The organism is Evansella halocellulosilytica, from assembly GCF_002335745.1.
GTDB lineage: Bacteria > Bacillota > Bacilli > Bacillales > Salisediminibacteriaceae > Bacillus_CA > Bacillus_CA halocellulosilytica.
The window spans coordinates 1,262,996-1,288,045 of sequence record NZ_NIST01000001.1; the positions used below are offsets into that span (position 1 = coordinate 1,262,996).

Sequence of the window (25,050 nt, forward strand, 5' to 3'; positions counted from 1 at the left end):
ATTCGACAAACAAAAAGGTACTGGATTTTCACGAAATCCAGTGCCTTAATAACTTATAAATCAATGTCTCGCTTAGCAAAACCGATGATTCCAACAACGATGAGCACGAGAGCAATCCCTGTTAACCATAGTAGCGGTACCCATTCAAAGCTTTCTGCTGGAATTCTCGGAATGTGGTCGTAAGCAGACATGCTCATCATCCACTCTGGTAACTGAAGTGGACCTCCGAGGTACACGACGAAAAAGGCATAAATGACGACAATCCAGCTCAATGCTGTCGCTTTAGGAAGAAGTCCGAATAAAGCGACCCCTAAACCAATAGCAATCCATATTGCTGGAGCATAAGAAAGACCTGCAATCGTCAAATCTGTTAAATAGCTAGAATCATTCATGCTCTGACTACCGGTAATCCCCATGCCGAATCCAGCCATAAACAGGAAAACGATACTACTAATCATTGAAACAAGTAAGTAGCTTCCTATTAGGCGAGTGCGAGCAAGTGCACCTGAAAGTAGCCCTTCGATTCTGCCTGCTTTTTCTTCTCCACGCAGTTTCAATAAGCTTAGTAATGCTGGAATCGCGGCAATCATTGCCGAAACGGACATGAACATAGCCGCAAAACTGTCCGCAAGAATGCCCTCTTCCATTTGAGGAAGCATTTCATCAAGTGTATCTCCCATTGATGCCATCATTTCTTCTGCTTCACCGATGAATGAACCATATGACATTCCGAATAAAAGGAGAGCAAAGATCCAAATAATGATGCTGGTCCGTTGTAATCGAAATGCAAGGCCAAGCGGTTTTGTCAGCAAGCTTGATGCTTGAGCATGACCTTGACGCGGGCGTACCATTCCAGCACCTACATCGCGTTTCGTACTAAGTTTGTAAGAGAAAGCAACAAGGACAATCGTAAAAATAAGGCTGATAATTAACGGAGACCAAAGATTGTCTACGTAAGCACTCGTTTGCTGCGCCCAGCCAATCGGTGAGAGCCAAGATAAGATGCTATTATCAAGATCCCCGATAGCGCGAAGAGTAAAAGCGACAGCAATTATTCCTGCACTAAATCCCGTTGCACCACGAGACGTCTCCATAAGCTGAGCAAATAAAACAGCAATTCCTGCAAAGCAGAATCCAATCGATGCTAAAGATGCTCCAAAAAGGAATGATCCTTCCCATGTAACCGTTTCGACTCCGACGGACGCCATACTTACACCAAGCAGTATGGCAAGAATAATGTTTAAACCAAGAACATAGACAAGCGCAGCTGTCGTATTCGCATGTCTCCCGATAACGGATGCGCGAATGAGTTCGGATCGTCCATCTTCTTCTTCTTTACGAGTATGCCGGACAATGAAAAGGACGCTCATTAAAGCAACAACGATACCTGTCATACCGATCATTTGATGCGAGAGCATCGCACCAAACGTATAGTCTTCTAAATAGAGGTCAGGTCCTGTTAGAGCGATTGAAGCAGGGTTTGCCATCGTAACAGCCATCCCTTGACGCTCAGCTTCTGTTGGGTAGAGACCTTCGAAACTAGCTAGCATGATCACAATCGTTGCGGTAATCGCAATCAGCCAAATTGGAAGGCGGATCCGATCTCGTCTCAAGATAAACCGAAGCATTGTTCCAGTTCCGGTAAATGTTTGCTGTTTACTCACGTTTGCCACCTCCTTGGGCTGCACCTTCTTTATTGTCATTATCGTAATGGCGCATAAATAACTCTTCTAATGTCGGAGGTGTACTCGTTAAGTTTTTCACCTCAAACTGTGTTAAAAATTGCAAAACATTGCCCATTTCAGATGTGTCGACTTGGAACTGTGCTTCATGACTTTTCAGGTCAAGGTCATGAACACCTTTCAATGTATCGAGTCCAGACAATGGATTTGCTGTTTCAACGGATACGAGTGTTCGTGTTAAATGACGAAGTTCATCGAGTGTTCCAGATTCAACGATTTCCCCTTCTCTGATAATCGCGACTCGATCACATAATTTTTCAACTTCAGCTAAAATATGGCTTGAAAGTAAGACGGTTTTTCCCTTTGCTTTTACCTCGGCTACACACTCCTGGAAAATGGCTTCCATTAATGGGTCGAGGCCGGATGTCGGTTCATCTAAAATAAACAAATCTGAGTCAGAGGCAAAGGCTGAAACAAGTGCAACTTTTTGTCTGTTTCCTTTCGAATACGTTCCACATTTTTTCGTTGGATCTAAATTGAATCGTTTTATTAGTTCGTCCCGTCGGGATTTATCGACTTTTCCTCTGAGGCGTGAAAATAAGTCAATCGCTTCACCTCCAGTTAAATTCGGCCATAAATTCACATCCCCGGGCACATAAGAAACCCGCCGGTGAAGTTCAACAGCATGTGTCCACGGATCTTTATCAAACATCATGATTTCGCCCCTCGTTTTTCGCAAAAGTCCAAGCAGAATTCGAATCGTTGTTGACTTTCCAGCTCCGTTTGGCCCGATAAACCCAAGTACTTCCCCTTGATTCACTTCTAAATCTAATCCAGCAAGTGCTTTGATTTTTCCGTACTCTTTTGTTACTCCATTCATTTTAATGATTGACACTATCTCCACCTCCATTTATTTGTAAAACGCTTGTTTTAACACTTCTAAATAATCATCAAATTCATCGAATAAATCCTTGTATTCGTCATTACTTAATGATTTTTCTTCTTTCACTTGACGTTCTTTTTCAACGCGATACCCTTCTAAAGCCCAAATCATAAGCTTCATAGCTTTGTCAACATCCATCTCATCACGGAACAGTGATTTATCTATATTTGAGTACAACTTTTCCGTACCAATCGCTTCCACTTTTACTCTTCGTTCTTGTAATTCTCCGACAATGTCTTTAGAACTTGAGAGAAATGCGACGAGCATAAAGTCAGTCATATACGGGTATTTTGTGATCATGTCTTTTTTTAAGTGCGCCGCATGGCGAAAACGTTTAATAATGTCTCCTTCATTCGTATCAATCAAATCGATATATTCTTTCTTACTCACCTCAATGCAGTGATCAAGTAGGTAGAGAAATAAATCTTTTTTGCTATTGAAATAATGAAACAGTGTCCCTTTTCCAATACCTGCTTTTTTGACAATAGTGTTCGTCGATGTTTGTTCATATCCATTATTAACAAATTCCTCTATAGCTGCATTCAAAATGCGTTGCTTTTTCTTTTCATCTAATTTGTGAAATGCTGAATTGATGAGGACCTACCTCCTTTAATCATATATTGACCACCTGGTCGAGAATATCTTAACACGAAATCGACCAGGTGGTCAATGACGTTTTTGTAAAAATTTGTGTGACTAAAATTAGTCTTAAATCCGTGATGAAATAAATTGTACTTTGTAAGAACCTTAATAATCTTTCGATTTAACATTATTGGATAGTGACTCGAATCCGTTACTGGCGGACGCCTTCCGCCCGCAAAAAGCGAGTAGATGGATGGCATATCAACAACTGTTATCACCGATTCTTATTAGTTTGTTGTTTCCAGCTTTTCTTTATTTAATTTTCGTGTGTTGCTTTTGAAGCATAAGATTGACAAGGTTAATCTTGTTGAAACTTCATTCAAAATGTTTCGTACATGTACAAAATGGAAATGTATGGAGGGAAGCAGATGAAAAGTAGAAAACAAGCAAAACGAGAGCTGGAGTTTGATGTGGAATTTCAGGGGCAAATCCAGAATCAAAAGCAAAAAGGGTTTATTTTTGTAGGAATCATGTCTGTGTTTTTTATTATTTATTCAGCTGTCATGTTTCAATTAGGTCTTGATATAGTTGAAGTTGTATCTTCGGTAATCTTCTTATACATAGGTACGTGGTTTGGAGCAAGTACGGTTTTAAATTTACGAAAACGGCAGTGGAGGTGGGTCCTTTACTTATTTTGTACTGTCTTTATTTTGTATCGAGGTTGGGAAGTTATTAGAGAACCGTTATTAATCTAAAAAAGCTGTCACGTATATTAAAATAGGACAGTATCATATCAAATATTCATACTGTATATATATCAAATGTAAAAATAAAGGAATCATGCTCCTTTAGGAAGAAGTATACAGTTAACTTATGAAGGAGGTGGACACGTTGGAGAAGCTGACAGATGAAGAAGTGCAACAAAAGCTAGTAGATGCAGATGGTTGGAACCTTGTCGATGAAAAGTGGATTGAGAAGAAGTATCGGTTTAAAGATTACTTGAAGGGGATTGATTTTGTTCAAAAAATCGCAAAAATATCTGAAGATGCGAATCATCACCCTTTCATTTCGATCGATTACAAATTGATTCGTGTGAAATTATCCTCATGGAAAGAGAACGGTTTAACAGATCTAGACTTTAAACTTGCCCATGAATATGATACACATTATGAAAAAAGGTAGTGATGCTCACATAAGGAAAAGTGATCTTTAGCGAAGTACGCAAGTCCTCACAAGAATGAGCATAAAGAAGTAAAATTTCGAAAAAAAGGGGAGTTACTTCATGCTGACAAGGACGGTACCGAAACATTTAAGGAAATATACTGTTAAGCAAAATTATGAACATTATTCGGCGATTAACCATGCAGTATGGCGGTATGTGATGCGGCAAAACCATCACTCGTTAAAGGATTTAGCGCATGAAGCCTACATAACTGGGCTGAAGGCATCCGGAATATCGATAGAAAGACTTCCGAATGTCGATGAGATGAACGAATGTCTAGCTCCGTTTGGGTGGGGAGCAGCAACGATTGACGGATTTATTCCGGGAGTAGCATTCTTTGAGTATCAAGCCAATGGTATTTTGCCTATCGTAGCGGAAATAAGGAAGCTAGAGAATATACAATACACACCTGCTCCGGACATTATTCATGAGGCCGCTGGTCACGCGCCAATTCTTTGTGATGAAAAGTATTCAGAGTATGTGAAGTTGTTTGGGAATATTGGAAAAAAAGCGATTGCGACAAAAGAAGAACACGCTCACTTTGAAGCAGTTAGACATTACTCGAACCTGCTTGAAAAAGGAGAGTCAACGGAAGAGGAAATTGCCGCCGCAAAAGCAAAAATCGATGAAGTGGCAGCGACGATTAAAGGGATTTCTGAAGCTGAACGAATCTCTCGTCTCTATTGGTGGACCGTTGAATATGGATTAATCGGTGATATTGACAATCCGAAAATATATGGAGCTGGACTTTTATCCTCTGTTTCAGAAGGAAGTAATATTTTAAGTCCTGAAGTTGAAAAAATTCCTTATAATGTTGAAAAGATGGTGAATACTGGGTTTGACATCACGAAGCCGCAGCCTCAGTTATTCGTCTGTAAAGATTTTGACCAGTTAATTGAAGGTGTTAAACAGTTTGCTAAAGAAATGGCTTTCATGAAAGGAGGTACTGAAAGTTTACAGAAGGCGGTTGATTCGGCGAATATTGCAACAGTTGAGTACAGTTCTGGACTTCAAGTGACCGGAATTGTAAGCGGTTACAAAAGTAATGAAAACGGAGATCCAATCTATTTGCACATGATTGGACCGACAGCATTAGCCTATCAAAATCGTCAATTGACCGGCCATGGAACGGAAACACACAAAGAGGGTTTTGGAGCACCAGTCGGGAAGTTGAAAGAAGTACCTACACCGTTAGAGGATTTGTCAGAAGATGAATTAAATATGCTCGGCATCGAAAATGGCAGAGAATGTTCTTTGAAGTTTGCAAGCGGTGTTAAAGTGAATGGAATCGTGCGCAACATTGTAAGAAATGATGGGAAAAATCAACTTATTTCTTTTGAAAATTGTAAAGTTACTTGCTTAGATGAAGTACTTTTCCAGCCTGAGTGGGGCATGTATGACATGGCTGTTGGAGCATCGATCCCTTCAGTATATGCAGGAGCAGCAGACGGTGAAAGCTATTATTCAATTGATGAAAATGAACTGAATGAGAATACTCATGAAGCTCCGGAACAAACTGAACTCGATCAATTATATCAACAAATAAGAGATGTACGAGAAGGGAATAAAGAAAATGAACGGGCAGTGATCTTAGTTGTTGCAGAAAAGCTGAAGGAAGTTTATCCGAATGATTGGCTGCTACGCCTTGAAATCGTCGAGTTGCTACAAGAAAAAGACTGGCTCTCTGATGTGAAAGCTGAACTGTTAGTAGATTTGGAAAAGTTACAAACAAAAAGCGAGGAACTTGAATCTTTAATTAATAATGGCTTGAAAATAGGTTAAGGATAAAAAATTCGACAAGTGCCTGGCACTTGTCGAAACTTTTCATTATTCGTTGACGACTTGGTTGACAATGTTGTGTACATCCGACCGGCTGATTTTCTCTTTTCCTTCAGCTAATGCATCAAGTGTAGCGTGCGCAAGAGCTAAAGGTATCTCGCAGAAATGCTGGATCTTTTCATTGTCAATGCTTTCTAAATACTCATCTGCTAACGCTAAATTTTCCCGAGCATATGAAAACATATCGTCCCACTCCCAGCCGTCTGGAAAGAAGTCGACACCTCCGCGTTCCAAATCTTCTTCACGATTGCGCAGAATATTAACTGATTGTAAACCTCTGCCAAAACCGATCGCCAATTCTTTATTCGTTTCCACATCATCAAACCACTTCCACAAATCTGAAAGCATAACACCGACAAGACCGGCTACATAATACGTATATTCATCAAGGTCTTCTTTCGTACGGATTTTCCAATCTTGGTCGACCCATTTCGCCATTCCTTTTCCCATCGTAGCAGTTGAACCCAAGACATCAGGTACTGACTCACGAGGACAGACGTTAATCCAGTCATACAACCTTAATGAAACTTCTGGCAGCTTATTTTTGTAAGGCTGAAGTAGGGAAGCAAGATTTTCTTTACTTACATTATTGTTTAACACTTCACTAATCGACTGTAATAACGTTGACTTATCTTTTGCGGGCAAATCAGGGTGATCTTCAATTTCATCGATCGCTCTCATACATAAATAAGCGCCAGTTACTGCTTCTTTCAACTTTTCTGGAAGGTATGTAATTGGAATGAAAAATGTTCTGCTCGTCTCTTTTAACATTTCTAGCGCATCGTTATGAAGAGTTTTTGTTTCTTTCATCACTGGGTGCCTCTCTTTCACTGAAGGTTAAAAATATATATACAATTATCCCTAAAAAATGGAATATATATTCACTTCAAAAGATTGTTTGTGTCTATTATAACGTGCTTGTCTTTTTAATAAAAGTTACGACTATTGCTAAAATGAAATTGGATACTTTTTCTAATCGTTCAGTCAAAAAACTGCATAACATTTCGAGTCATATTCTGATCATTTATATGCCGAATATTAATGAATGGTGACGTTAATAACCTCATTCTTGATTTTTGAAAATTATATATTGCATACCGTGCAGGGGTATAGTATGATGGTTGCAAAGCCAAATATGGGAGGTTTGATAAAATGGGAACCCCGAAAATGGTTGTGTTAGCTGTCAATGGAGGAATCGGCTTTGGGGCAAAATTGAAGCCGAAACAGATGATTGCCCTGGGGAAATATTTAAATGAAGACGATGAAATAGAAATGACAACGTTTCAACAATTAATTATAAAGGTAGAAGAATCAAAAGTAGAGAATGCTAAGAAGGAACTGGAAAGTGTCGGGTTATTTATTTATAAGGTAGGACCTTATGTAAAAAGTTTACGGACGTGTAATTTCTGTAAAGGGGCAGAAGAAGAGGGAATGTCCGTTGCCATAGAGTTAAATCGCCGAATTGCCGGTCAAGAAGTCCCATTCACCTTGCGGCCCGCCTATACTGGGTGTCCAAATGCATGCGGGGAACCGCTTATCAATGACATCGGAGTCATTAAACGGAAAGAACACTTTGAGCTTTATATCGGGGGTAAAGCTGTAGGAGAAGATGCTCGGACTGGGGTACTATTAAAAGCTGGCTTAAGCCCCGCTGAGCTGTATGACTTAGTCGACCGCGTTATTGATATTTATCGGAAAAACGGACGTAGAAGAGAGAGAATGGCAAAGTTTATAGACAGGTATGGCTTAGAAAAAATAAAAGAAGAAACCGGAGTTTAAGTAGAAATCAAACGACCATTAGTATCAAATACCTTTACTAGGGTAGGCTAAAGGCGGTATAAATGAAGGATTTTTTTATAAGATCAGAATAATTGAATACCTTACATGGGTATAGTAAGATAAATGTTAATGAAATGTTTATGTTTGAGATTAAAGAAGCAGGGAGGCGAGGAAATTGGCACAACATGATGAAGTAAAACTTATTGAAGAACTTGAGGATAATTGTTGTGAGGAAAGTGATTTGCACGGACGTGTCCCAGATGACGTAAAGGAAAGTTTACTAAAGCGTATGAATCGTATTGAAGGTCAAGTACGCGGCATTAAAGGAATGATTGAGCGTGACGTCTACTGTGATGACATCTTAAACCAAATGTCTGCTGTACAATCTGCATTAAAGGCCGTCTCGCGTTTGTTGTTAGACAGTCACATGAAAACGTGTGTTATCGAACGTTTAAAAGAAGAAGATACAGAAGTAGTCGATGAATTTTTAAAAACGGTATCAAAATTAATGAAATAAAGTTTATATAAAAAAACGAAAAGGTGGTATATAAAATGGCCAAAGAAACAATTAAAGTAGATGGAATGTCTTGCGGACACTGTGTATCTGCAGTTGAGGGAAGTGTCGGTCAGATGAATGGTGTATCAAGTGTAAAAGTGAACTTGGATCAAGGGCTTGTCGATGTTGAGTTTGACGCAAATGTTCTCACACTAGAAAAAATTAAAGAAGAAATTGATGAGCAAGGTTATGATGTTGTATAAATAGAGCATTCTAGAAAATAACGTGTTTCATAAAAAAGTCACGTTGTTTTCTAATTCAATATATATACCTTACCTAGGTATTGTATATTTCCGATAGGAGGGAATAAACACATGGCTCAAAAAAAGAATGAATCTACACTGAAGATTTCCGGTATGACGTGCGCTGCCTGTGCCAATCGGATTGAAAAAGGTCTCACAAAAATGGATGGTGTAAACGATGCAAATGTTAATTTTGCATTGGAGCGTTCAAAAGTTACGTATGATCCTGAAAAGACGAATGTCACTGAAATCGAAAATAAAATTGAAAAGCTTGGTTATAAGGTTGTAAATGAAAAAGCAGACTTTCATATATCTGGGATGACTTGTGCAGCTTGTGCAAATCGAATTGAAAAGCGACTGAATAAAATCGAGGGAATTTCAGAAGCAAATGTCAATTTTGCATTAGAGTCAGCTACTGTAGAATATGACGACAGTCAAGTAAAGCCGAATGAAATGGTCGAAGCGATCAAAAAACTCGGCTTCCAATTAATACCGAAAGCAGATGAACAATCGAGTGTTGACTACAAAGAAAAAGAGATTGAAAAACAGACAGGGAAATTTGTTCTTTCGGCCATTTTAACGTTACCTCTATTATGGACGATGGTCGCTCATTTTGAATTTACCGCTTTTATGTATTTGCCCGATATGTTTATGAATCCGTGGGTTCAGCTTGCTTTAGCTACGCCTGTTCAATTCTTTGTCGGGGCACAATTTTATTCTGGTGCCTATAAAGCGTTGAAAAATAAAAGTGCGAATATGGACGTATTAGTTGCTCTTGGGACGAGTGCTGCATATTTTTACAGTATTTATTTAGGTTTGGAATGGATGAGAGCTGGGGCGATAGGAATGCCAGAACTGTACTTTGAAGCAGCAGCGATCATCATTACCCTTATCGTTTTAGGTAAATTGTTTGAGGTACGTGCAAAAAGCCGGACGAGCAAAGCGATACAAAAGCTATTAGGGTTACAAGCAAAAACGGCAATCGTCATACGAGATGGAGAAGAAGTTGAGGTCCCGATAGAACAAGTCCTGACAGGAGATACGGTGATCGTCAAACCAGGTGAAAAGGTTCCAGTGGATGGTGAAGTGATCGGTGGCCGTTCTGCAGTTGATGAATCGATGATTACCGGTGAAAGTATTCCAGTAGACAAGATTCAAGGGAATGAAGTGATTGGTGCCACGATTAATAAAAATGGCTTATTAAAAGTTAAAGCTACAAAAGTCGGCAAAGATACCGCGCTGTCGCAAATTGTAAAAGTAGTAGAAGAAGCACAAGGCTCGAAAGCAGATATTCAAAGAATGACTGATAAAGTGTCTGGAATTTTTGTTCCGGTCGTCGTCCTATTTGCGATTGCAACATTTCTAGTTTGGTACTTTGTAGTTGCACCCGGAGATTTACGCTCAGCACTAATTCCTGTCATTTCAATATTAGTGATTGCATGTCCTTGTGCACTCGGCTTGGCAACACCGACATCAATTATGGCAGGTTCAGGGCGCTCAGCTGAAATGGGGCTACTTTTTAAAGGCGGCGAGCATTTAGAAAACACACAAGGAATCGAGACGATTGTTTTAGATAAAACGGGTACTGTAACAAAAGGAGAGCCTGAACTAACGGATGTATATGTCATGGATTCGTTTACAGAGGAAAAAGTACTGCAATTAGTCGCTTCTGCAGAAAGGAACTCTGAACACCCTCTCGCTGAAGCAATCGTCGCAGGCGTGAAAGCTAAAGACATTCAATTATTAGACTCTGAAAACTTTGAAGCGATTCCAGGTCATGGAATTAGTGCGACAGTCAGTGAATCTGACGTATTAGTAGGTACAAGAAAATTAATGAAAAAGAATGATGTTGATTTAGACCAGGGAATGGAGCAGATGGAGTCTCTCGAGAATGAAGGAAAGACAGCGATGCTAATCGCAGTAAATCGCCAATTTGCAGGAATGGTCGCTGTTGCTGATACAGTAAAAGATACTTCCAAAGTCGCGATTCAACGAATGAAGGACTTAGGGCTCGAAGTGATTATGCTTACGGGTGATAATAAGCGAACTGCAGAAGCAATTGCGAAGCAAGTAGGCGTCACAAATGTGATTGCGGAGGTGCTTCCTGAACAAAAAAGTGATGAAATCGTAAAGCTTCAAAAGCAAGGAAAAAAAGTCGCAATGGTTGGAGATGGGATCAATGATGCTCCTGCCTTAGCAATTGCTGATATTGGTATGGCAATTGGAACAGGTACGGATGTTGCCATTGAAGCAGCAGATGTCACGCTGATGCGTGGTGATTTAAATAGTGTTGCAGATGCAGTCATCATGAGCAGAAAGACGATGCGAAACATTAAACAAAACTTGTTTTTTGCCTTCGTTTATAATACGTCAGCGATTCCGATTGCAGCAATTGGTTTGTTAGCACCTTGGGTAGCCGGTGCTGCAATGGCGTTTAGTTCGGTATCAGTCGTATTGAATGCATTACGCTTACAAAAAGTAAAGCTAGCGAAGTAAGGAGGGATGAACGTGAGTGGATTGAAAGTTTGGGTATTTACAGGCGTGATCTATCTTGCTCTTGTTATTGCTGGATATAGTTTCATTACAGGTGCGAACCCACTCGAGAGTGGAGGAATGCACGAAGATCATGAGCATGACAACGGTGAAGAAGAATATGTGGATGACCACGACTCACACACGGATCACAGTGAAAGTGAAGATTCTCATGACCATGGAGATGCGCACGGTGAATCCGAAGTATTGACCCATGTAAAATTTGAGGAAGGTCGACTTGAAGTGCGTTTAGAAGATGAAGACGGGCAAGCGCCGGAGCTGTTGGAAACACATGAGCGCTACATGCACTTAATTATCGTCCGGGACGACCTAGAGGAATATCATCATTTTCATCCAGAACAAGTTAATGATGGTGTTTTTGAAGCGGATGCCCCTTTAGAAGATGGTCAATATTACGTATTTGTTGATATTAATCCAAAAAATAAACAGTATGTTATTGAACCGAATCGTCTTGATATTGGGGAAGCACCCGAGCAGACGCCAAGCTTAATGCCTGATGAAAATCTTACAAAGGCTCTGAATGGTAAGGAAGTGGAGCTCAACCATTCACCATTTATTGTTGGAGAAGAGGTCACGTTGTCATTTGATTTAAAAGGTGAAACTCCAAAGCCGTATTTAGGTGCACTCGGTCATGTCGTCATTATTGATGAAGACGTGGAAAAATTCATTCATGTCCATCCAGTTTCTGATGACAAAACAGAATTTGAAGCGCATTTCCCAGAGACTGGAACGTATAAACTATGGGCAGAATTTAAATATGAAGATGCGGGAGTTCTCACTTTCCCATTTGTCGTTAATGTTGAATAAAACGTAAGAGTGCAAAGAGGTGCGAAAATGATCGCATCTCTTTTTGTTTTTGAAAAGTGGTCGTAGCAACGGGGAAAGGTGAAAAATAGAGAAGTTGCGTCAAAGCAAAGAGAAGTTGCGCCCAAGCAAAGAGAAGTTGCGCCCAAGCAAAGAGAAGTTGCGTCAAAGCAAAGAGAAGTTGCGTCAAAGCAAAGAGAAGTTGCGCCCAAGCAAAGAGAAGTTGCGCCCAAGCATGGAGAAGTTGCGCCCGAGCAAAGAGAAGTTGCGTCAAAGTATGGAGAAGTTGCGCCCGAGCAAAGAGAAGTTGCGCCCGAGCAAAGAGAAGTTGCGTCAAAGTATAGAGAAGTTGCGCCTAAGCATGGAGAAGTTGCGTCAAAGAGCAGAGAAGTTGCGTCAAAGGATAGAGAAGTTGCGTCAAACTCAAGATACTTCATTACCAAAATGATGCATGTATATATAAGAAATGGAAACGATAAGTCGGAGCAAACTTTTTATTGAGGGAGGAACCTCAATTGAGCGAGTATGATGAATTAGCTGAAGATATTTTTAGTCCGGAAAAGGTTATCCATGAGTTTGAAGACTGTTCAGATATTCAGCATATTATTTTAGATGATGTCGGTGTCGAACTATTATATTTTGATTACTTAGTCGATCAAATAACCTTTCAGCAAAGGGTTATGCAGCCGATTACAAATGTTGAGAGTGATAAGGAACGACTTCACGCAATCTTTAAACGATCTTTTTATACGCCTTGTTTAGACGTGAAAGAAGGAGTAAAGGCAGTATTAGCAGGACAAGTCGCCATTTTTTTTGAAGGGAAGCTTTTTCTTGCAGATGCATTTGGTCCCGAGATGAGAGGGATCGAGCAGTCTGAAACGGAAACGACGATTATCGGATCCCATGAATCGTTTAACGAATCAATTTTTACGAGCATGTCGTTAATTCGTCGTCGGTTAAAAAGCTCACATCTTAAAGTTTTGCGTTTGTCAGCTGGCGAAATTACGAAAACGGATATTTTCATTCTTTATATTGAAGATATTGCAAATTTCCAAATGGTCGAAGAATTAAAGAAACGAGTCGAGGATGTAGAAGTAGACTTTATTTCTGATTCAAATATGTTCGTGCAAATGATTGATGATTTCCCATATTCAATGTTTCCACAGTTTTTAACGACGGAGCGGCCAGAAGTTTGCTCTTATCATTTAACATCCGGTAAAATTGTCGGCTTAGTTGATGGGAGCCCTTCTGCATTTATTGGACCGATTAATTTTTTCGAGTTTTTCCAATCACCAGATGATGTTAGTCAACGATGGGCTTTAGGTACAGCGACGATGATTTTACGCCATATTGCCTTTTTTATTACATTAGCAATGACAGCTTTCTATGTTTCGGTGACGACCTTTCACTATGAAATGGTTCCAGAAGACTTGTTAATTAATTTAGCGGAATCACGAAATCAAGTGCCCTTTCCGCCATTAATTGAGGCTCTAATTATGGAATTTACAATCGAACTGTTACGAGAAGCAGGTGCAAGGCTACCTGCAAAAATTGGACAAACGATCGGTATCGTTGGCGGAATTGTCATCGGTCAGGCGGCAGTTGATGCAGGACTCGTCAGTAACACATTAATTATTGCCGTAGCGACTTCAGCGATTGCTTCGTTCGTGCTTCCGAATTATTTAATAAGTGCGGGTTTACGGATCGCAAGGTTTGTCCTGATTATACTAGCTGGAACACTTGGAAATTTAGGGTTAACGATTGGTATTGCTGTTTTATTTGCTCATCTATGTAAGCTGACAAATTTAGGGGTTTCCTATATGAGTCCGATTGCACCATTTCATCTGGCTGATTGGAAACAATCAGTTATACGTGCACCTCTGTCAAAAATAAAAAAACGCCCTCATGAATCGAAATCAGAGAACGTTATAAGAAATAAAATGAAAAATTAATGGAGGTTAGTCTATGAGCACTTCTGAAAAATTGCATCCGTTTCATGTGGCAATACTCGTTTATATGGTGCAATCAGGAGTTGTCATCTTTGTTGTCCCACGTGTATTGGCAGAAACGTTCGGTACTTTTGGCTGGCTCATGCTACCGTGCTACCTAGCTGTAACAGGTGTGAACATATGGCTGATTTCGCTTGTCTACCGTCTGAATAGTGGAGAAGGTGTATTTGAAATGATTGACCGCATTACACCTAAAGCAATTCGTTACCCTGTCTACGTTATTCTCTCAGCGTTTTGGGCAGTACTTGCTACACTTGTTGCAAAAAAATATGTCTTAGTGACACAAATTATGACGTTCACGACGACACCTCCTTATTTCATACTTGGTACTGTTTTAGTCGTTTCTGTTTTGATCGCGTTAAACGGTATTTATAACGTCGTAAAAACTGCAACGGTTTTTTTCGGACTATCGATGTGGCTGATCTTACTAGGATTATTTTTTATAGGTGAAATTGAACTGAAACGGTATACGGCATTTTTATTTAAAGAAGGTACTTGGGATTTCTCAGGGATGGTAGATATTTATGTCTCATTTCTAGGATATGAGATCGCACTGTTTCTTTTTCCGTATATAAATAAAGGCAAGTCATTTTTTTTGGGCTGTTTTTTGTGGTTCAGCGTTCACAACTCTGATCTATATGTATGCTTGTATTCTTTCGTTTGGCTTTTTCAGCTTTGAACAGTTAAAGAAAATATTGTACCCCGTTCTCCACATGTATAGCTATGTTGAGTTCCCTTTTTTAATTCGGATTGAAAATTTTGTGTTTGCGATCTTTTTACTGAAAGTCTTTTTAACGGTTATTCTATTTTTTTGGATTTCTTCACAAGCAATTGCTCGTGTATTACCAAAGGTGAAGGAGAAGTGGCTTTTGCCAATAATAGGTCTAATAGCTTTTAGTGTTACATTATGGTCAGAAACACTTACAGAAGTTGAAGAGTGGCTCACGATTAGTGGAACGGTAGAAGTTGTATTAGCATTTCTGCTGCCACTCTTATTAATCACCGTCCTGTTACTTCGATCTGGCAAGAAAGGGGCGGAAAAAAGTGAAAGTGGTTAAGTTTATATTGCTTTTAGGCTTGCTATGTGGATGTGCAGATATGAAAATTATTGAAGATTTAGGTTTTATTCATGGGATGGGTTTAGATATTGAAGATGAAGGAGAGTACGAAGAAGGCAGGAAATTATTAGTGACTGTGTCGATCCCACAAATTGAAGAGGATGCTGAAAAAGACAGGGAATTACTCACCACAGTGGCGCGTAGTGATAAAGAGGCAATGCTCAATATTTCTCGTCAATCAAACCGAAAGCTTGTCAGCGGCCAGCTAAGAACGTTCTTTACGGTTTGTCTCTAGCTGAGGATGGACTAATAGAGACGATTGAAACGATGAACAGGGACCCTATTTTTGGTTCACGTGTGAAAGTAATCGTTGTTAATGGTGAGGCAAACGAATTGTTAATGAGGGATTACCCCGAACATCCGAGACCGAGTAGGTATATCGATCAGCTGTTGGAAAAAGAAGTTGAAAACAATATGATTCCAGAGGTAAGACTGTATCATTTTACGAGAGATTTATATGACGATGGTATTGATCCTGTCATACCGGTGGTCAAGGTGGGAGATAATGAAATTGTTGTGGATGGTATCGGTTTATTTAAAGGTGATCAATATAAGACAAAGATCGATCCGATGGATGCACGAGTGTTCTTTTTTATGAGGGGTGATTTTACAGAAGGCGCTCTGCATTTTGACGTGGAAGACCCTGAACTCGATAAAAAAGCGCAATTATTATTTTCATCAATTGAAAATGATAAGAAAGTGAGGGTTGATAGTTCCGATCTGAATCATATAAAGGTGTATTTGGAATTAAATATACGAGGGTCTATGCTTGAATACAACGGGACGATCAATGTCGTTGACCCAAACGGGCTAAGAAAAATTGAACAAATCATTGAAAACCAAGTGAGAACGAAAGCTGAAGAACTGCTTCAAGTCATGCAGGAATACGAAGTAGATAGTGCTGGAATCGGATCATATGTTAGGAATAGTATGTCTTATGAGGAGTGGAAAGGATTAGATTGGCATGATGTATTTGCAAACATAGATATCGAAGTCTCCGTAACAGCTGCTATTAAAGATGCAGGATTCTTCAAATTCAGAGAAGATGAATAAATTGAAGGGTCTCCCAAAGACTAGATTTTTGGGAGGCCCTCTTTCTTCTTCGGGCTCATGTTCTCATACTTATTTAACTTGTTCGATTCGCTCAAGAATCGTATCAAGAGCTCTGCTTTGTTCGGAGACATCCATTGCGTTAATAAATTGACTGCGGTTTTTATGAATCGATTGTAACTGTTGGATTAACGTATCTTTGGTTAAGTCTTCTTCCTCAAGAGTGACGGAATATCCTTTTTCAGCAAACGAGTTTGCATTTAAAATTTGATCCCCGCGACTCTGTTTTCTACTGAGCGGGATAATGAGCATTGGAATATGAAGCGCTAAAAATTCAAAAATGGCATTTGATCCGCCTCTCGTAATGACTAAATCGGTTGCAGCTAAAATATCAGGCAGTTCTTCATTGACATATTCAAATTGTTTGTAATCATCAATGTCTGCAAGTTCAGGTGCGAGGTTATTTTTCCCACATAAATGGACGACTTGATACGTTTTTGTCAAGTCCTCTAATGATTCTCGGACTACTTCATTGATCTTTTTAGCACCTAAACTTCCACCCATAATCGTTAAAATCGGCCGCTTGCGATCGAAGCCAAGCAGGTTTCGTCCTTTATCACCAGACCCTTTGAAAATACCTTTTCGAATCGGTGAACCGATGACTTCTGTTTTCGTTTTAGGGAAATATTGCGCAGTCTCCTCGAAGGAGGTGAAAATCTTTGTAGCGAATCTCTGTGAAATTTTATTTGCTAACCCTGGTGTCATGTCGCTTTCATGAATAAATGTCGGGATTTTTAATGATCTCGCTGCGACAATGACTGGAACGGAGACGAATCCACCTTTTGAGAAAATGACATCCGGACGTAATTTCTTTAACTTCGCTCGTGCTTCCATACATCCTTTTATTACACGGAAAACATCAAGGACATTTTGCATATCAATGTACCTTCTTAATTTTCCACTGGAAATGCTATGGTACGGAATGTTGATATTTTCAATGAGTTCTTTCTCAATTCCTTTTTTTGAGCCAATGTATTGGATGTCCCATTTTTCTTTATCCATCTCATTTATAATTGCAATGTTAGGTGTTACATGTCCAGCGGACCCGCCGCCGGTAAACACGATTGTTTTTTTAGTCATACGCCCTCCTGAAAAAACTTATTATCTTTATTTGTTTTAATTGTTTGATCAATTTTACTTCAATTATCATCGCTTGATAAAGGGCGTCCTGTCAAGCGTTCGGGAAAAATTATTCCTGGGAATAATTTGTTTATTGTCAAAAAAATGAGGTGGAAATTTTCATAGGAGAGTGCATTAAGCTTTTCTTTAGGAATGGCAAATTGGCCTGCAACCATCTAGTTCTATGCATCTTTGATCGCAGACCTCAATAGGCAGTTGAATCTATTAACCTTGGTAACGGACAATCATCATGATTTAAAATACTCCACCTCTAACGATTCTAAGTTTGCTAACGACTGTTTTGCCCATTCATTATCATCCGTTGAAAGAGATTGTTTTTGCTCTGCTAATGCCTTTTTTAATGATTCGTGATAATTAGGGACGTCACCGTTAAATTGTTTAATTTGAGCTTTAGGCATATTCGCTTTTTCATTTTTTCCGAGAGCCCTTCTATGATGAAATAAGGGAACATCTGCAGTCTTCGGGTTATGAAGATCACCTTGCTGAGGATGCTTTAATACAGCTAACACTTTTACGACATAATGTGGCATACGGGGGTGCTCTCCGATGACTTCGCCAATATATTTACCAGTTTTATAAACACCGGTTACGATGTTTCCGATTTCGATTTGCTGAGTCATGATTCGATCACCTTTCTCGTTTTTTTCTAGCATATCATGAATGTTTGTGAAAATGCAGTAACGCTATTTCCACGGATTACATAGCACCAGATTGTCCAGAGTGAATAAAGTAATAATAGATGACAGGGTATGAAGGGAGCGATTTCGTGTCAGATTCACAAGGAAAGATCATTGAGCTGATGGTTGGGAAAGTTTTAGATAAGCATAATGTGAAAGATCGTAAACAACAAATCTCAGATGAAGACCGCAGGAAAGTAAAGGAGATTGTAGAGGATTTAAAACGAAATGTAGACCAATTTGTTGAAAATAGTAAGAAAACGTATGATGAGACAAACCAGACAAAAAATCAGCAAAACAACCTTACTTCTTCTCAGACGAATACAAAATCGACGAGAAAACAAAGAGCAGCACAAAACAATGCAAGTATACCGAACAGAAACACACAAACAATTGCAAATGTCATTAGAAATTCTCAAACGAATAGAAAGCCTTACAAGTTTAAAGGGGAAAGTTAAAAGTATTGCCCGCCTATTGACTCAATTCAATAGGCATTTTTTCTATTAAATCATAATCTAGCTTATGTTCTTGTAAGCTTCTGTCCATCAAGAATGCGTGAAAGATAAAATTGTAGATTTGACCGAGGGGGTTTGTCCATACGCTCTGACGATCATTGCATAAGATGGTAGTGTCGAAAGGAGGGAAATAATTATGAGCAGAAAACCTTATACAGTCGTAGGTCCTGCAAGAAATACTGCGAATAGATCACGAAAGCGTTGGTCAGCACTAGATGATAATGCCTGTCATCCGTTAGCAGACGATGAAAATCAGCAAGCAGAGCAACAAAACAAAACTTTACAGCTGTCTGAAGAGTTTATTTTTATTAGTGATTCTTGTGATGTAACAGTTACGACAACAGATACGAAAGCCGCTGTTTCATTGCAAGCTGCCTTGCAAGCAGCGATTGCTTTAATCATCCGCATTTCTGTTGCTGACAGTGATCAAGCAGAACAAATTACACAAGACCTCTTACAAACAGCAAAAACGAAGCAAATTACGTTCCAGCAAACGGTTATCGATAACTCAAAAGGAGTCAACGTTACAACAACAGATACCCAAGTGGTGGTTAACATTCAAGTATTGTTACAAATATTACTTGCCTTGATTGTAGAATTACAAGTTCTATAAAAGGTTGGACTGACACACGAGTGCCTAGCTCTCTCCTTACAATATTCAATATGTTGTATTGGAAGAGCAGGCACTCATTTTTATACGATCACAATTTATATTACCCCCCCTAACAATTCAGGAGATGATGTACATAATGAAATATCGTATACTGAATATAGCCTTTCGCTTCGTGAGAAAAGGTTGATTATTTCTAAATTAAATGCCAAGGAAAGACCCGAGTATTTAATTAATACCGAACATGGAGGATATAAAATGAATGGCCAAAAGAGAGAGAATATTTACCCTGGAGCTGAAGTCGATATCGTATTAAAGCAAGATCAGCGTACAGGCAAACTAACTCGCGGGATCGTAAAAGAACTGTTAACAAAGTCACTGCATCATCCACACGGAATAAAAGTAAGACTCGAGGATGGAAAAGTCGGGCGAGTAAAACAAATATATAACGAGTCAGGTCCTTGAGAAGGGGAGTGCTGACTCGTGAAGGGTTCAAACATCAATCGTTAAGGGCATAAACGAATCTTTCCAATCCATCCTCGACTACGTCACGTGGACAAGCGATATTCATCCTCATAAAGCCCTCACTTCCTTTTCCGAACTTGGAGCCTGGTTCAAGACCTACTTTCCCTTTTTGGATAAGCCGCTGTTGCAATTGATCTTCAGACATTTCGAGCTCACGGCAATCAAGCCATACTAAATACGTAGCTTCTGTCTTAACCGTATTGACTTGAGACAGATGTTCAACTAAGTAGTCATTAACGAGCGTAATGTTGTCTTGCAAATATTGGAGCAAGTTCTCTAGCCATTCTTCACCTTCTTTGTATGCTGCTTCCATGGCTGCGATACCAAACGGATTGAGGGTGAACTGACCTTGGCTTTTATGAATTTCCTTTATTTTTCTGCGAAAATTAGGGTTTGCACATATGATGGCTGATGCTTGTAGTCCGGCTAAATTAAACGTTTTTGATGGTGCAATTAAGGTAAACGTTCGTTTTGCTATATCCTCTGAAAGAGAGGCGAAAGGTATATGCTTGTAAGGTTTATAAATGAGATCAGAATGAATTTCGTCGGATACGACGAGGACATGATATTTTTTACATAACTCTGCAATCTTGATCAGTTCTTCTTTCCGCCAAACTCTGCCGACAGGGTTATGAGGATGACAAAATAGAAAGAGCTTCACCCCTTTTTTCAACGATGCTTCAAATGCCTCAAAGTCGATATCGTAATGTGACTCTCCTCGGATGAGTGAACAATTTTCAACCTCGCGGCCATTTGCTTCTGGAATCGATAGAAATGGTTGGTAGACCGGGGATTGGACAAGGATTTTATCTCCCGGATCGGTAAATGCCTTTATAATGGTCGCGATGGACTTCACAACTCCTGGGCTGAAAAGCAGCCAGTTCTTTTCGATCGTCCAGCCGTGACGACGTTTCTGCCAGCTGGTGATCGCTTCAGACGTTGAGTCACCAACATATGTATAGCCGAAAACCTTGTGATTAACACGGTCTTGTAGAGCATCGATAACTGCTTGTGGTGGAGAAAAATCCATGTCGGCAACCCACATCGGCAAAATGTCGTCTGCGCCGAATACAGCTTTCGTCATGTCCCATTTTACTGAAGAACTCCCTAGGCGGTCGATTTTATGATCAAATGTCATGGTTATCACCCTTTCTTAAGATTACAGTACTAATTTGTTATGGTTCTTTTAACTAAAAATATGACACGTTTTTCAATTGAGAAATTTTCAACGTGCTAATAAAATCCCATCATACTTGAGCATTTGGTGAAATCAGCAAACGGGTACTTTAAAAATGTATCTATGTTTTCGATCATTTCTACTCTATACTATATAGAAATAAATTAAATGTTTCCAATGTTATAACTGTGTAGTTTTTAGAAAGTGGGGGGAGTCAAAGTGGTTTTAAGTGTGTTTAAGAAAAAAGAGAAAATGAACCGTTCCATAGATTGGCAATCAAAAGGAACGGTTCACGTATCAGATGATATCATTCAGCAACTCGAAATGATTCAACTAACAGAAGAAGATCTTGGAATCATCAAGTCTCTCAAGCCAATAGTAGAAAAATATATTAATCAGATCGTCGATCAATTTTATAAAAATTTATTTCGCAACGAAGAATTAGTCCGTATCATTAATAAACATAGTTCAGTAGATAAGCTAAAAGGTACCTTAACGAAGCACATTAAGGAAATGTTTAACGGAATTATAGATGATCGTTTCATTGAGCAGCGTGCTGTTATTGCTCATACTCATGTAAGGATCGGTCTAGAAACAAAATGGTACATGTGTGCATTCCAAGATTTATTATTAACGATTTCAAGTATACTCGTAAAAGAAATCAGTCATCCGGAGCAACGTTATGAAGCATTAATAGCTGTAACGAAAATTTTAAACGTTGAACAACAATTAGTTCTCGAAGCATATGAAAAAGAGAACGAACGACTTCGTAATGAAGGCTATGAAGTTCAGCAAGCGTTGAAGCAAAAAGTGAGTGAAACATCAGAAGAGTTGGCTGCATTATCTGAGCAAACGAGTGCATCGATCGATGAGATAAAAAACAAAGCAGATGATGTCCTCACTTTCAGCAATGAAAGTACACATTCCTCAAAACAAGTAGCAAATCTATCGAAAGAAGGGAAACAGAAGCTAAATGCCCAGTATGATGAAGTTGAGAAGATTAACAAATCAATGGAACAAATGACGAAAGAAATCGATTCTCTAAAAGGGATGTCAGAAAAAATCAGTGATATTGTGACGATTGTTCAGTCGATCGCAGACCAAACAAACTTGCTCGCTCTAAATGCAGCGATTGAGGCAGCAAGGGCGGGAGAAGCAGGAAAAGGCTTCGCAGTGGTCGCTGATGAAGTGCGAAAGCTTTCTGAGCAGACGACTGACTCAGTTAGCAATGTCTCTGACTTAATTTTGCAAACGAAAGAACGAATCGAAAAAGTTTCAAATGATGTTTTTAAGATAGAACAGTTCATCGTGGAAAATGCAGAAAGTCTTTCAAATACGAATGAATTTTTTGATAACATTGTTACAGAGACAGAAAAAGCGAATGAACAGAACGCAAACGTGCAGCAGCAATTAACGGGTGTATCTGAAGTGATTAAAGAATTAAATGATGCTGTTTATCAGCTTGCCATGACAGCAGATAACTTAAATACAGAAACGAAATCATTGTAAGGTAGATGGGAAAGATCTCTGGCGAAGGGATCTTTTCTCTTTTAGCGAGGGAGAGAGAAATGAACGAGAAGATGAATATCATCCAATACAGGAAAGAGTTTGAAGACGACGTCATAAAGCTTATTATAAAAATCCAACGAAATGAATTTAATGTTCCGATTTCGGTTGAAGATCAGCCGGATTTGTTCAATGTTAAAGAAATCTATCAAACTGGAAAAGGAAACTTTTGGATTGCTACAATCCATCAAAAAGTAGTTGGGACGATCGGTTTATTGGATATTGGAAACGAACAAGTCGCTTTGAAAAAAATGTTTGTACATGCTCAATACCGAGGGAGGGTACATCAAACTGCTTCTAAATTATTGACTACAGCTTTCGAATGGTGTATGTCTCATTCGGTGAGGGAGATCTATTTAGGAACAACACCTCAATTTTTAGCAGCACATCGTTTTTATGAAAAAAATGGTTTTGTCCAAGTTCAACGTGAACACTTACCGAAAAGTTTCCCGGCTTTAGCAGTAGATAAGAAATTTTATAAAAGGGAAATGTAAAGCAAATAAAATGATTCATTCATTACCGATGTGCTATAGTAAAGGATGAAAAGAATTTAAATATATAAATGGGAGTGGATAACGATGAACTACATAACATTGAATAACGGAGTGAAAATGCCTCAACTAGGTTTTGGTGTATGGCAAGTTGAAGACGAAGCGGCAACTCCAGCTGTATTAAAGGCAATAGAAAGTGGCTATCGTTCCATTGACACTGCTGCCGTTTACAAAAACGAGAGTGGTGTTGGTGAAGCACTTCGGCAGACGAATGTTCCTCGTGAAGACCTCTTTATTACGACGAAAGTATGGAACTCGAACCAAGGTTATGAAAATACGTTAAAAGCATTCGATGAGAGCCTGGAAAAACTAGGCCTTGACTATGTAGATTTGTATCTCATCCACTGGCCGACACCGGAATACGATGAATACGTTGATACGTATAAGGCGCTAGAAAAGCTTTACAATGACGGAAGAGTGAAAGCAATCGGTGTGTGTAACTTTGACATTGATCATCTAGAGCGACTTTTAGATGAATGTGATGTAAAGCCTGTATTGAACCAAGTTGAATGCCATCCATATTTGGCACAAAATGAATTGAAAGACTTCTGTAAAAAGCATGATATATACTTGGAAGCTTGGAGCCCGCTTATGCAAGGCGGAGACGTTTTAAATAATGAAGTAATCCAATCACTTGCTGAAAAATATGGCAAAACGCCTGCTCAAGTGATTATTCGCTGGCACTTACAAAATGAATCGATCGTCATCCCGAAATCGGTGACACCATCTCGAATCGAAGAAAATTTCAATGTTTTTGATTTTGAATTGTCAGTTGAAGATGTTGAAAAAATTAACGGCTTAGACCGTGGTGAACGTAAAGGTCCAAAGCCGAGCGAAATGAATGTGAGATAGTATTAAAAAGGTGTGAAGCAGCTATTGAGCCGTTATCACACCTTTTTTATCGTTTAATAATCATGGGAAATTGAATTAAAATGTTTTTCCAGTTTCGATTGCTAAGGAAATCGCCTTGTCTTTAATTTCCTCTGCTTTTTCAGGAGTCGCATTGTGTCCTTCAACGAACAATCCTTCAACAGATGGAACGCCGAAGAAGCTCATCATAATTTCGATATAACGGTGACCCATCTCCATACTTGCTGCTGGACCTTCAGAGTATACACCGCCTCGTGCTTGGATGTGTAATGCTTTTTTATCTGTTAATAAACCGACAGGACCTTCTTCTGTATATTTAAATGACTTGCCCGCAACTGCTACAGCATCTAAATATGCTTTCATTACTGGTGGGAATGAGAAATTCCATAAAGGTGTAACAAATACATATTTGTCAGCTTGAATGAATTGCTCATTCAGCTCAGCTAAGCGGCTCACTTTCTTTTCTTCAACTGAAGTTAGCTCTTCTCCAGATTGCAGCTTGCCCCAGCCAGCAAAGACGTCAGCATCAATTTGAGGGATCTCCTCATTATATAAATCAATGTGAATGATTTCATCTTCAGGGTTTGCGTTTTTATAAGAGTCAAGAAACGCCTTTCCAGCTGCTAAACTATTTGATTGCTCTTCCGTTAAAGGGTGTGCGGTAATGTATAAAACTTGTGCCATGGTATTCACCTTCCTGATGTTAAAATATTTAATCTTTATAAGATCACAAGTTAGCATTATACATCACTTACTTTAAGTAAGCAACTGATTAAAACTCACTATTATCTGTTAAAATTAACCTAATAAAAAAACAGCCCGTTATAAAAGGCTGCTGATCGTTTTATCGTTTCCGTAAAGACACCGTCTCATTTTATTAGTAATCGTGAAGCTAGATTTTACAACGGTTGCAGTACTGATAGATTTTTCATAGCGGCCGTCATAAAAAAGAGGACAAGTTTTATTCATAATCGATGGTT

The 25,050-nt window shown here is 39.2% G+C and carries 26 protein-coding genes and 3 pseudogenes; 19 read left to right on the forward strand and 10 right to left on the reverse strand.

Annotated features, from left to right (window positions below; translation table 11 throughout):
* Nucleotides 1–53: 53 nt before the first annotated feature.
* Genes CD001_RS06095 through CD001_RS06105 form a run of 3 tightly spaced genes read right to left on the reverse strand, consistent with a single transcriptional unit; the run spans nucleotide 54 to nucleotide 3,171 of the window.
* Nucleotides 54–1,664 carry an ABC transporter permease gene (locus CD001_RS06095; RefSeq protein WP_096186668.1) on the reverse strand — a complete coding sequence of 537 codons (1,611 nt, stop codon included), beginning with the start codon at nucleotides 1,662–1,664 and terminating at the stop codon, nucleotides 54–56.
* The gene (locus CD001_RS06100; RefSeq protein WP_096186669.1) at nucleotides 1,657–2,577 is read right to left on the reverse strand and encodes an ABC transporter ATP-binding protein; all 921 of its coding nucleotides are present in this window, start codon (nucleotides 2,575–2,577) and stop codon (nucleotides 1,657–1,659) included. Before CD001_RS06100 ends, CD001_RS06095 begins: the two co-directional genes overlap by 8 nt.
* Before the next feature lie 15 nt (nucleotides 2,578–2,592).
* Nucleotides 2,593–3,171, reverse strand: a complete 579-nt coding sequence (locus tag CD001_RS06105; protein ID WP_179298630.1) for a TetR/AcrR family transcriptional regulator — start codon at nucleotides 3,169–3,171, stop codon at nucleotides 2,593–2,595.
* Between the two features lie 464 nt (nucleotides 3,172–3,635).
* Here CD001_RS06105 and CD001_RS06110 point away from each other — a divergent pair, with 464 nt between their 5' ends.
* The 3 genes from CD001_RS06110 (at nucleotide 3,636) to CD001_RS06120 (ending at nucleotide 6,211) form a co-directional block, all read left to right on the forward strand.
* Nucleotides 3,636–3,962 (forward strand): hypothetical protein, encoded by a 327-nt coding sequence (locus CD001_RS06110; RefSeq protein ID WP_096186671.1) that lies wholly within the window; start codon nucleotides 3,636–3,638, stop codon nucleotides 3,960–3,962.
* Between the two features lie 136 nt (nucleotides 3,963–4,098).
* A complete protein-coding gene (locus tag CD001_RS06115; protein ID WP_257009724.1) occupies nucleotides 4,099–4,389 on the forward strand; it encodes a 4a-hydroxytetrahydrobiopterin dehydratase in 291 nt (96 codons plus the stop codon).
* Nucleotides 4,390–4,489: 100 nt separating this feature from the next.
* A complete protein-coding gene (locus CD001_RS06120) occupies nucleotides 4,490–6,211 on the forward strand; it encodes an aromatic amino acid hydroxylase (protein WP_096186673.1) in 1,722 nt (573 codons plus the stop codon).
* A 45-nt stretch (nucleotides 6,212–6,256) separates the two neighbouring features.
* On the opposite strand, the gene CD001_RS06125 is transcribed toward CD001_RS06120, so the two are convergent.
* Entirely contained in the window at nucleotides 6,257–7,078 is an 822-nt protein-coding gene (locus CD001_RS06125; RefSeq protein WP_096186674.1) for a squalene/phytoene synthase family protein, read from the reverse strand.
* 342 nt (nucleotides 7,079–7,420) lie between these two features.
* Here CD001_RS06125 and CD001_RS06130 point away from each other — a divergent pair, with 342 nt between their 5' ends.
* From CD001_RS06130 to CD001_RS06150, 5 genes are all read left to right on the forward strand, one after another.
* Entirely contained in the window at nucleotides 7,421–8,047 is a 627-nt protein-coding gene (locus CD001_RS06130) for an NAD(P)/FAD-dependent oxidoreductase (RefSeq protein WP_096186675.1), read from the forward strand.
* Between the two features lie 175 nt (nucleotides 8,048–8,222).
* Nucleotides 8,223–8,564 carry a metal-sensitive transcriptional regulator gene (locus CD001_RS06135; protein ID WP_096186676.1) on the forward strand — a complete coding sequence of 114 codons (342 nt, stop codon included), beginning with the start codon at nucleotides 8,223–8,225 and terminating at the stop codon, nucleotides 8,562–8,564.
* Between the two features lie 35 nt (nucleotides 8,565–8,599).
* Nucleotides 8,600–8,806, forward strand: coding sequence for a copper chaperone CopZ (gene copZ / locus CD001_RS06140; RefSeq protein ID WP_096186677.1), 207 nt, complete (start codon nucleotides 8,600–8,602; stop codon nucleotides 8,804–8,806).
* A gap of 111 nt (nucleotides 8,807–8,917) precedes the next feature.
* The gene (locus CD001_RS06145) at nucleotides 8,918–11,341 is read left to right on the forward strand and encodes a heavy metal translocating P-type ATPase (RefSeq protein WP_096186678.1); all 2,424 of its coding nucleotides are present in this window, start codon (nucleotides 8,918–8,920) and stop codon (nucleotides 11,339–11,341) included.
* Between the two features lie 12 nt (nucleotides 11,342–11,353).
* Nucleotides 11,354–12,205, forward strand: coding sequence for a hypothetical protein (locus CD001_RS06150; RefSeq protein ID WP_179298631.1), 852 nt, complete (start codon nucleotides 11,354–11,356; stop codon nucleotides 12,203–12,205).
* A gap of 152 nt (nucleotides 12,206–12,357) precedes the next feature.
* On the opposite strand, the pseudogene CD001_RS27240 reads toward CD001_RS06150, so the two are convergent.
* Nucleotides 12,358–12,639, reverse strand: a pseudogene (locus tag CD001_RS27240) (hypothetical protein); the annotation flags it as partial.
* 78 nt (nucleotides 12,640–12,717) lie between these two features.
* Here CD001_RS27240 and CD001_RS06160 point away from each other — a divergent pair.
* The 5 genes and pseudogenes from CD001_RS06160 to CD001_RS06180 all read left to right on the forward strand — a co-directional run bounded on the left by CD001_RS06160 (nucleotide 12,718) and on the right by CD001_RS06180 (nucleotide 16,382).
* Nucleotides 12,718–14,154, forward strand: a complete 1,437-nt coding sequence (locus CD001_RS06160; RefSeq protein ID WP_257009725.1) for a spore germination protein — start codon at nucleotides 12,718–12,720, stop codon at nucleotides 14,152–14,154.
* A 13-nt stretch (nucleotides 14,155–14,167) separates the two neighbouring features.
* On the forward strand, nucleotides 14,168–14,890 hold the full coding sequence (locus tag CD001_RS06165; RefSeq protein WP_096186680.1) for a GerAB/ArcD/ProY family transporter: 723 nt from the start codon (nucleotides 14,168–14,170) through the stop codon (nucleotides 14,888–14,890).
* Nucleotides 14,850–15,074, forward strand: a pseudogene (locus CD001_RS27245) (GerAB/ArcD/ProY family transporter); the annotation flags it as partial. The gene CD001_RS06165 and the pseudogene CD001_RS27245, both read left to right, overlap by 41 nt.
* Nucleotides 15,075–15,080: 6 nt before the next feature.
* Nucleotides 15,081–15,269 (forward strand): hypothetical protein, encoded by a 189-nt coding sequence (locus CD001_RS26820; protein ID WP_257009726.1) that lies wholly within the window; start codon nucleotides 15,081–15,083, stop codon nucleotides 15,267–15,269.
* A gap of 76 nt (nucleotides 15,270–15,345) precedes the next feature.
* A pseudogene (locus tag CD001_RS06180) lies at nucleotides 15,346–16,382 on the forward strand (Ger(x)C family spore germination protein).
* 69 nt (nucleotides 16,383–16,451) lie between these two features.
* Here the strand turns inward: CD001_RS06180 and CD001_RS06185 are convergent.
* Together CD001_RS06185 and CD001_RS06190 are read right to left on the reverse strand one after the other, a co-directional pair.
* Nucleotides 16,452–17,519: an undecaprenyldiphospho-muramoylpentapeptide beta-N-acetylglucosaminyltransferase gene (locus CD001_RS06185; RefSeq protein WP_096186684.1), complete on the reverse strand. Its 1,068-nt coding sequence runs from the start codon at nucleotides 17,517–17,519 to the stop codon at nucleotides 16,452–16,454.
* A gap of 287 nt (nucleotides 17,520–17,806) precedes the next feature.
* Nucleotides 17,807–18,199 carry a kinase-associated lipoprotein B gene (locus CD001_RS06190; RefSeq protein ID WP_096186685.1) on the reverse strand — a complete coding sequence of 131 codons (393 nt, stop codon included), beginning with the start codon at nucleotides 18,197–18,199 and terminating at the stop codon, nucleotides 17,807–17,809.
* A gap of 146 nt (nucleotides 18,200–18,345) precedes the next feature.
* Between CD001_RS06190 and CD001_RS06195 the strand changes: the two genes are divergently transcribed.
* From CD001_RS06195 to CD001_RS06205, 3 genes are all read left to right on the forward strand, one after another.
* Nucleotides 18,346–18,714 (forward strand): hypothetical protein, encoded by a 369-nt coding sequence (locus CD001_RS06195; protein WP_096186686.1) that lies wholly within the window; start codon nucleotides 18,346–18,348, stop codon nucleotides 18,712–18,714.
* 193 nt (nucleotides 18,715–18,907) lie between these two features.
* Entirely contained in the window at nucleotides 18,908–19,384 is a 477-nt protein-coding gene (locus tag CD001_RS06200) for a spore coat protein (RefSeq protein ID WP_096186687.1), read from the forward strand.
* A gap of 255 nt (nucleotides 19,385–19,639) precedes the next feature.
* Nucleotides 19,640–19,846, forward strand: a complete 207-nt coding sequence (locus tag CD001_RS06205; protein ID WP_096186688.1) for a YwbE family protein — start codon at nucleotides 19,640–19,642, stop codon at nucleotides 19,844–19,846.
* A gap of 34 nt (nucleotides 19,847–19,880) precedes the next feature.
* Here CD001_RS06205 and CD001_RS06210 read toward each other — a convergent pair whose 3' ends face one another.
* The gene (locus tag CD001_RS06210; RefSeq protein ID WP_096186689.1) at nucleotides 19,881–21,044 is read right to left on the reverse strand and encodes a MalY/PatB family protein; all 1,164 of its coding nucleotides are present in this window, start codon (nucleotides 21,042–21,044) and stop codon (nucleotides 19,881–19,883) included.
* 258 nt (nucleotides 21,045–21,302) lie between these two features.
* Here CD001_RS06210 and CD001_RS06215 point away from each other — a divergent pair, with 258 nt between their 5' ends.
* The 3 genes from CD001_RS06215 to CD001_RS06225 all read left to right on the forward strand — a co-directional run bounded on the left by CD001_RS06215 (nucleotide 21,303) and on the right by CD001_RS06225 (nucleotide 24,052).
* Complete coding sequence (locus CD001_RS06215; protein WP_096186690.1) at nucleotides 21,303–22,592, forward strand: globin-coupled sensor protein; 1,290 nt, start codon at nucleotides 21,303–21,305, stop codon at nucleotides 22,590–22,592.
* A 59-nt stretch (nucleotides 22,593–22,651) separates the two neighbouring features.
* Entirely contained in the window at nucleotides 22,652–23,143 is a 492-nt protein-coding gene (locus CD001_RS06220; protein ID WP_096186691.1) for a GNAT family N-acetyltransferase, read from the forward strand.
* Between the two features lie 84 nt (nucleotides 23,144–23,227).
* Nucleotides 23,228–24,052: an aldo/keto reductase gene (locus CD001_RS06225; RefSeq protein ID WP_096186692.1), complete on the forward strand. Its 825-nt coding sequence runs from the start codon at nucleotides 23,228–23,230 to the stop codon at nucleotides 24,050–24,052.
* Nucleotides 24,053–24,127: 75 nt separating this feature from the next.
* On the opposite strand, the gene CD001_RS06230 is transcribed toward CD001_RS06225, so the two are convergent.
* Both CD001_RS06230 and CD001_RS26310 read right to left on the reverse strand, forming a co-directional pair.
* Nucleotides 24,128–24,754, reverse strand: a complete 627-nt coding sequence (locus tag CD001_RS06230) for an FMN-dependent NADH-azoreductase (RefSeq protein ID WP_096186693.1) — start codon at nucleotides 24,752–24,754, stop codon at nucleotides 24,128–24,130.
* A 138-nt stretch (nucleotides 24,755–24,892) separates the two neighbouring features.
* Nucleotides 24,893–25,039, reverse strand: coding sequence for a hypothetical protein (locus CD001_RS26310; RefSeq protein WP_179298634.1), 147 nt, complete (start codon nucleotides 25,037–25,039; stop codon nucleotides 24,893–24,895).
* Nucleotides 25,040–25,050: the final 11 nt, after the last annotated feature.

Excerpts from the sequence above, each read along its gene's own strand:
- CD001_RS06110 (WP_096186671.1), top strand. The coding sequence starts at position 3,636 with ATGAAAAGTAGAAAACAAGCAAAACGAGAGCTGGAGTTTGATGTGGAA.
- CD001_RS06120 (WP_096186673.1), top strand. The coding sequence starts at position 4,490 with ATGCTGACAAGGACGGTACCGAAACATTTAAGGAAATATACTGTTAAG.
- CD001_RS06125 (WP_096186674.1), bottom strand. The coding sequence starts at position 7,078 with ATGAAAGAAACAAAAACTCTTCATAACGATGCGCTAGAAATGTTAAAA.
- CD001_RS06130 (WP_096186675.1), top strand. The coding sequence starts at position 7,421 with ATGGGAACCCCGAAAATGGTTGTGTTAGCTGTCAATGGAGGAATCGGC.
- copZ (WP_096186677.1), top strand. The coding sequence starts at position 8,600 with ATGGCCAAAGAAACAATTAAAGTAGATGGAATGTCTTGCGGACACTGT.
- CD001_RS06145 (WP_096186678.1), top strand. The coding sequence starts at position 8,918 with ATGGCTCAAAAAAAGAATGAATCTACACTGAAGATTTCCGGTATGACG.
- CD001_RS06165 (WP_096186680.1), top strand. The coding sequence starts at position 14,168 with ATGAGCACTTCTGAAAAATTGCATCCGTTTCATGTGGCAATACTCGTT.
- CD001_RS06185 (WP_096186684.1), bottom strand. The coding sequence starts at position 17,519 with ATGACTAAAAAAACAATCGTGTTTACCGGCGGCGGGTCCGCTGGACAT.
- CD001_RS06190 (WP_096186685.1), bottom strand. The coding sequence starts at position 18,199 with ATGACTCAGCAAATCGAAATCGGAAACATCGTAACCGGTGTTTATAAA.
- CD001_RS06200 (WP_096186687.1), top strand. The coding sequence starts at position 18,908 with ATGAGCAGAAAACCTTATACAGTCGTAGGTCCTGCAAGAAATACTGCG.
- CD001_RS06205 (WP_096186688.1), top strand. The coding sequence starts at position 19,640 with ATGAATGGCCAAAAGAGAGAGAATATTTACCCTGGAGCTGAAGTCGAT.
- CD001_RS06210 (WP_096186689.1), bottom strand. The coding sequence starts at position 21,044 with ATGACATTTGATCATAAAATCGACCGCCTAGGGAGTTCTTCAGTAAAA.
- CD001_RS06220 (WP_096186691.1), top strand. The coding sequence starts at position 22,652 with ATGAACGAGAAGATGAATATCATCCAATACAGGAAAGAGTTTGAAGAC.
- CD001_RS06225 (WP_096186692.1), top strand. The coding sequence starts at position 23,228 with ATGAACTACATAACATTGAATAACGGAGTGAAAATGCCTCAACTAGGT.
- CD001_RS06230 (WP_096186693.1), bottom strand. The coding sequence starts at position 24,754 with ATGGCACAAGTTTTATACATTACCGCACACCCTTTAACGGAAGAGCAA.
- CD001_RS26310 (WP_179298634.1), bottom strand. The coding sequence starts at position 25,039 with ATGAATAAAACTTGTCCTCTTTTTTATGACGGCCGCTATGAAAAATCT.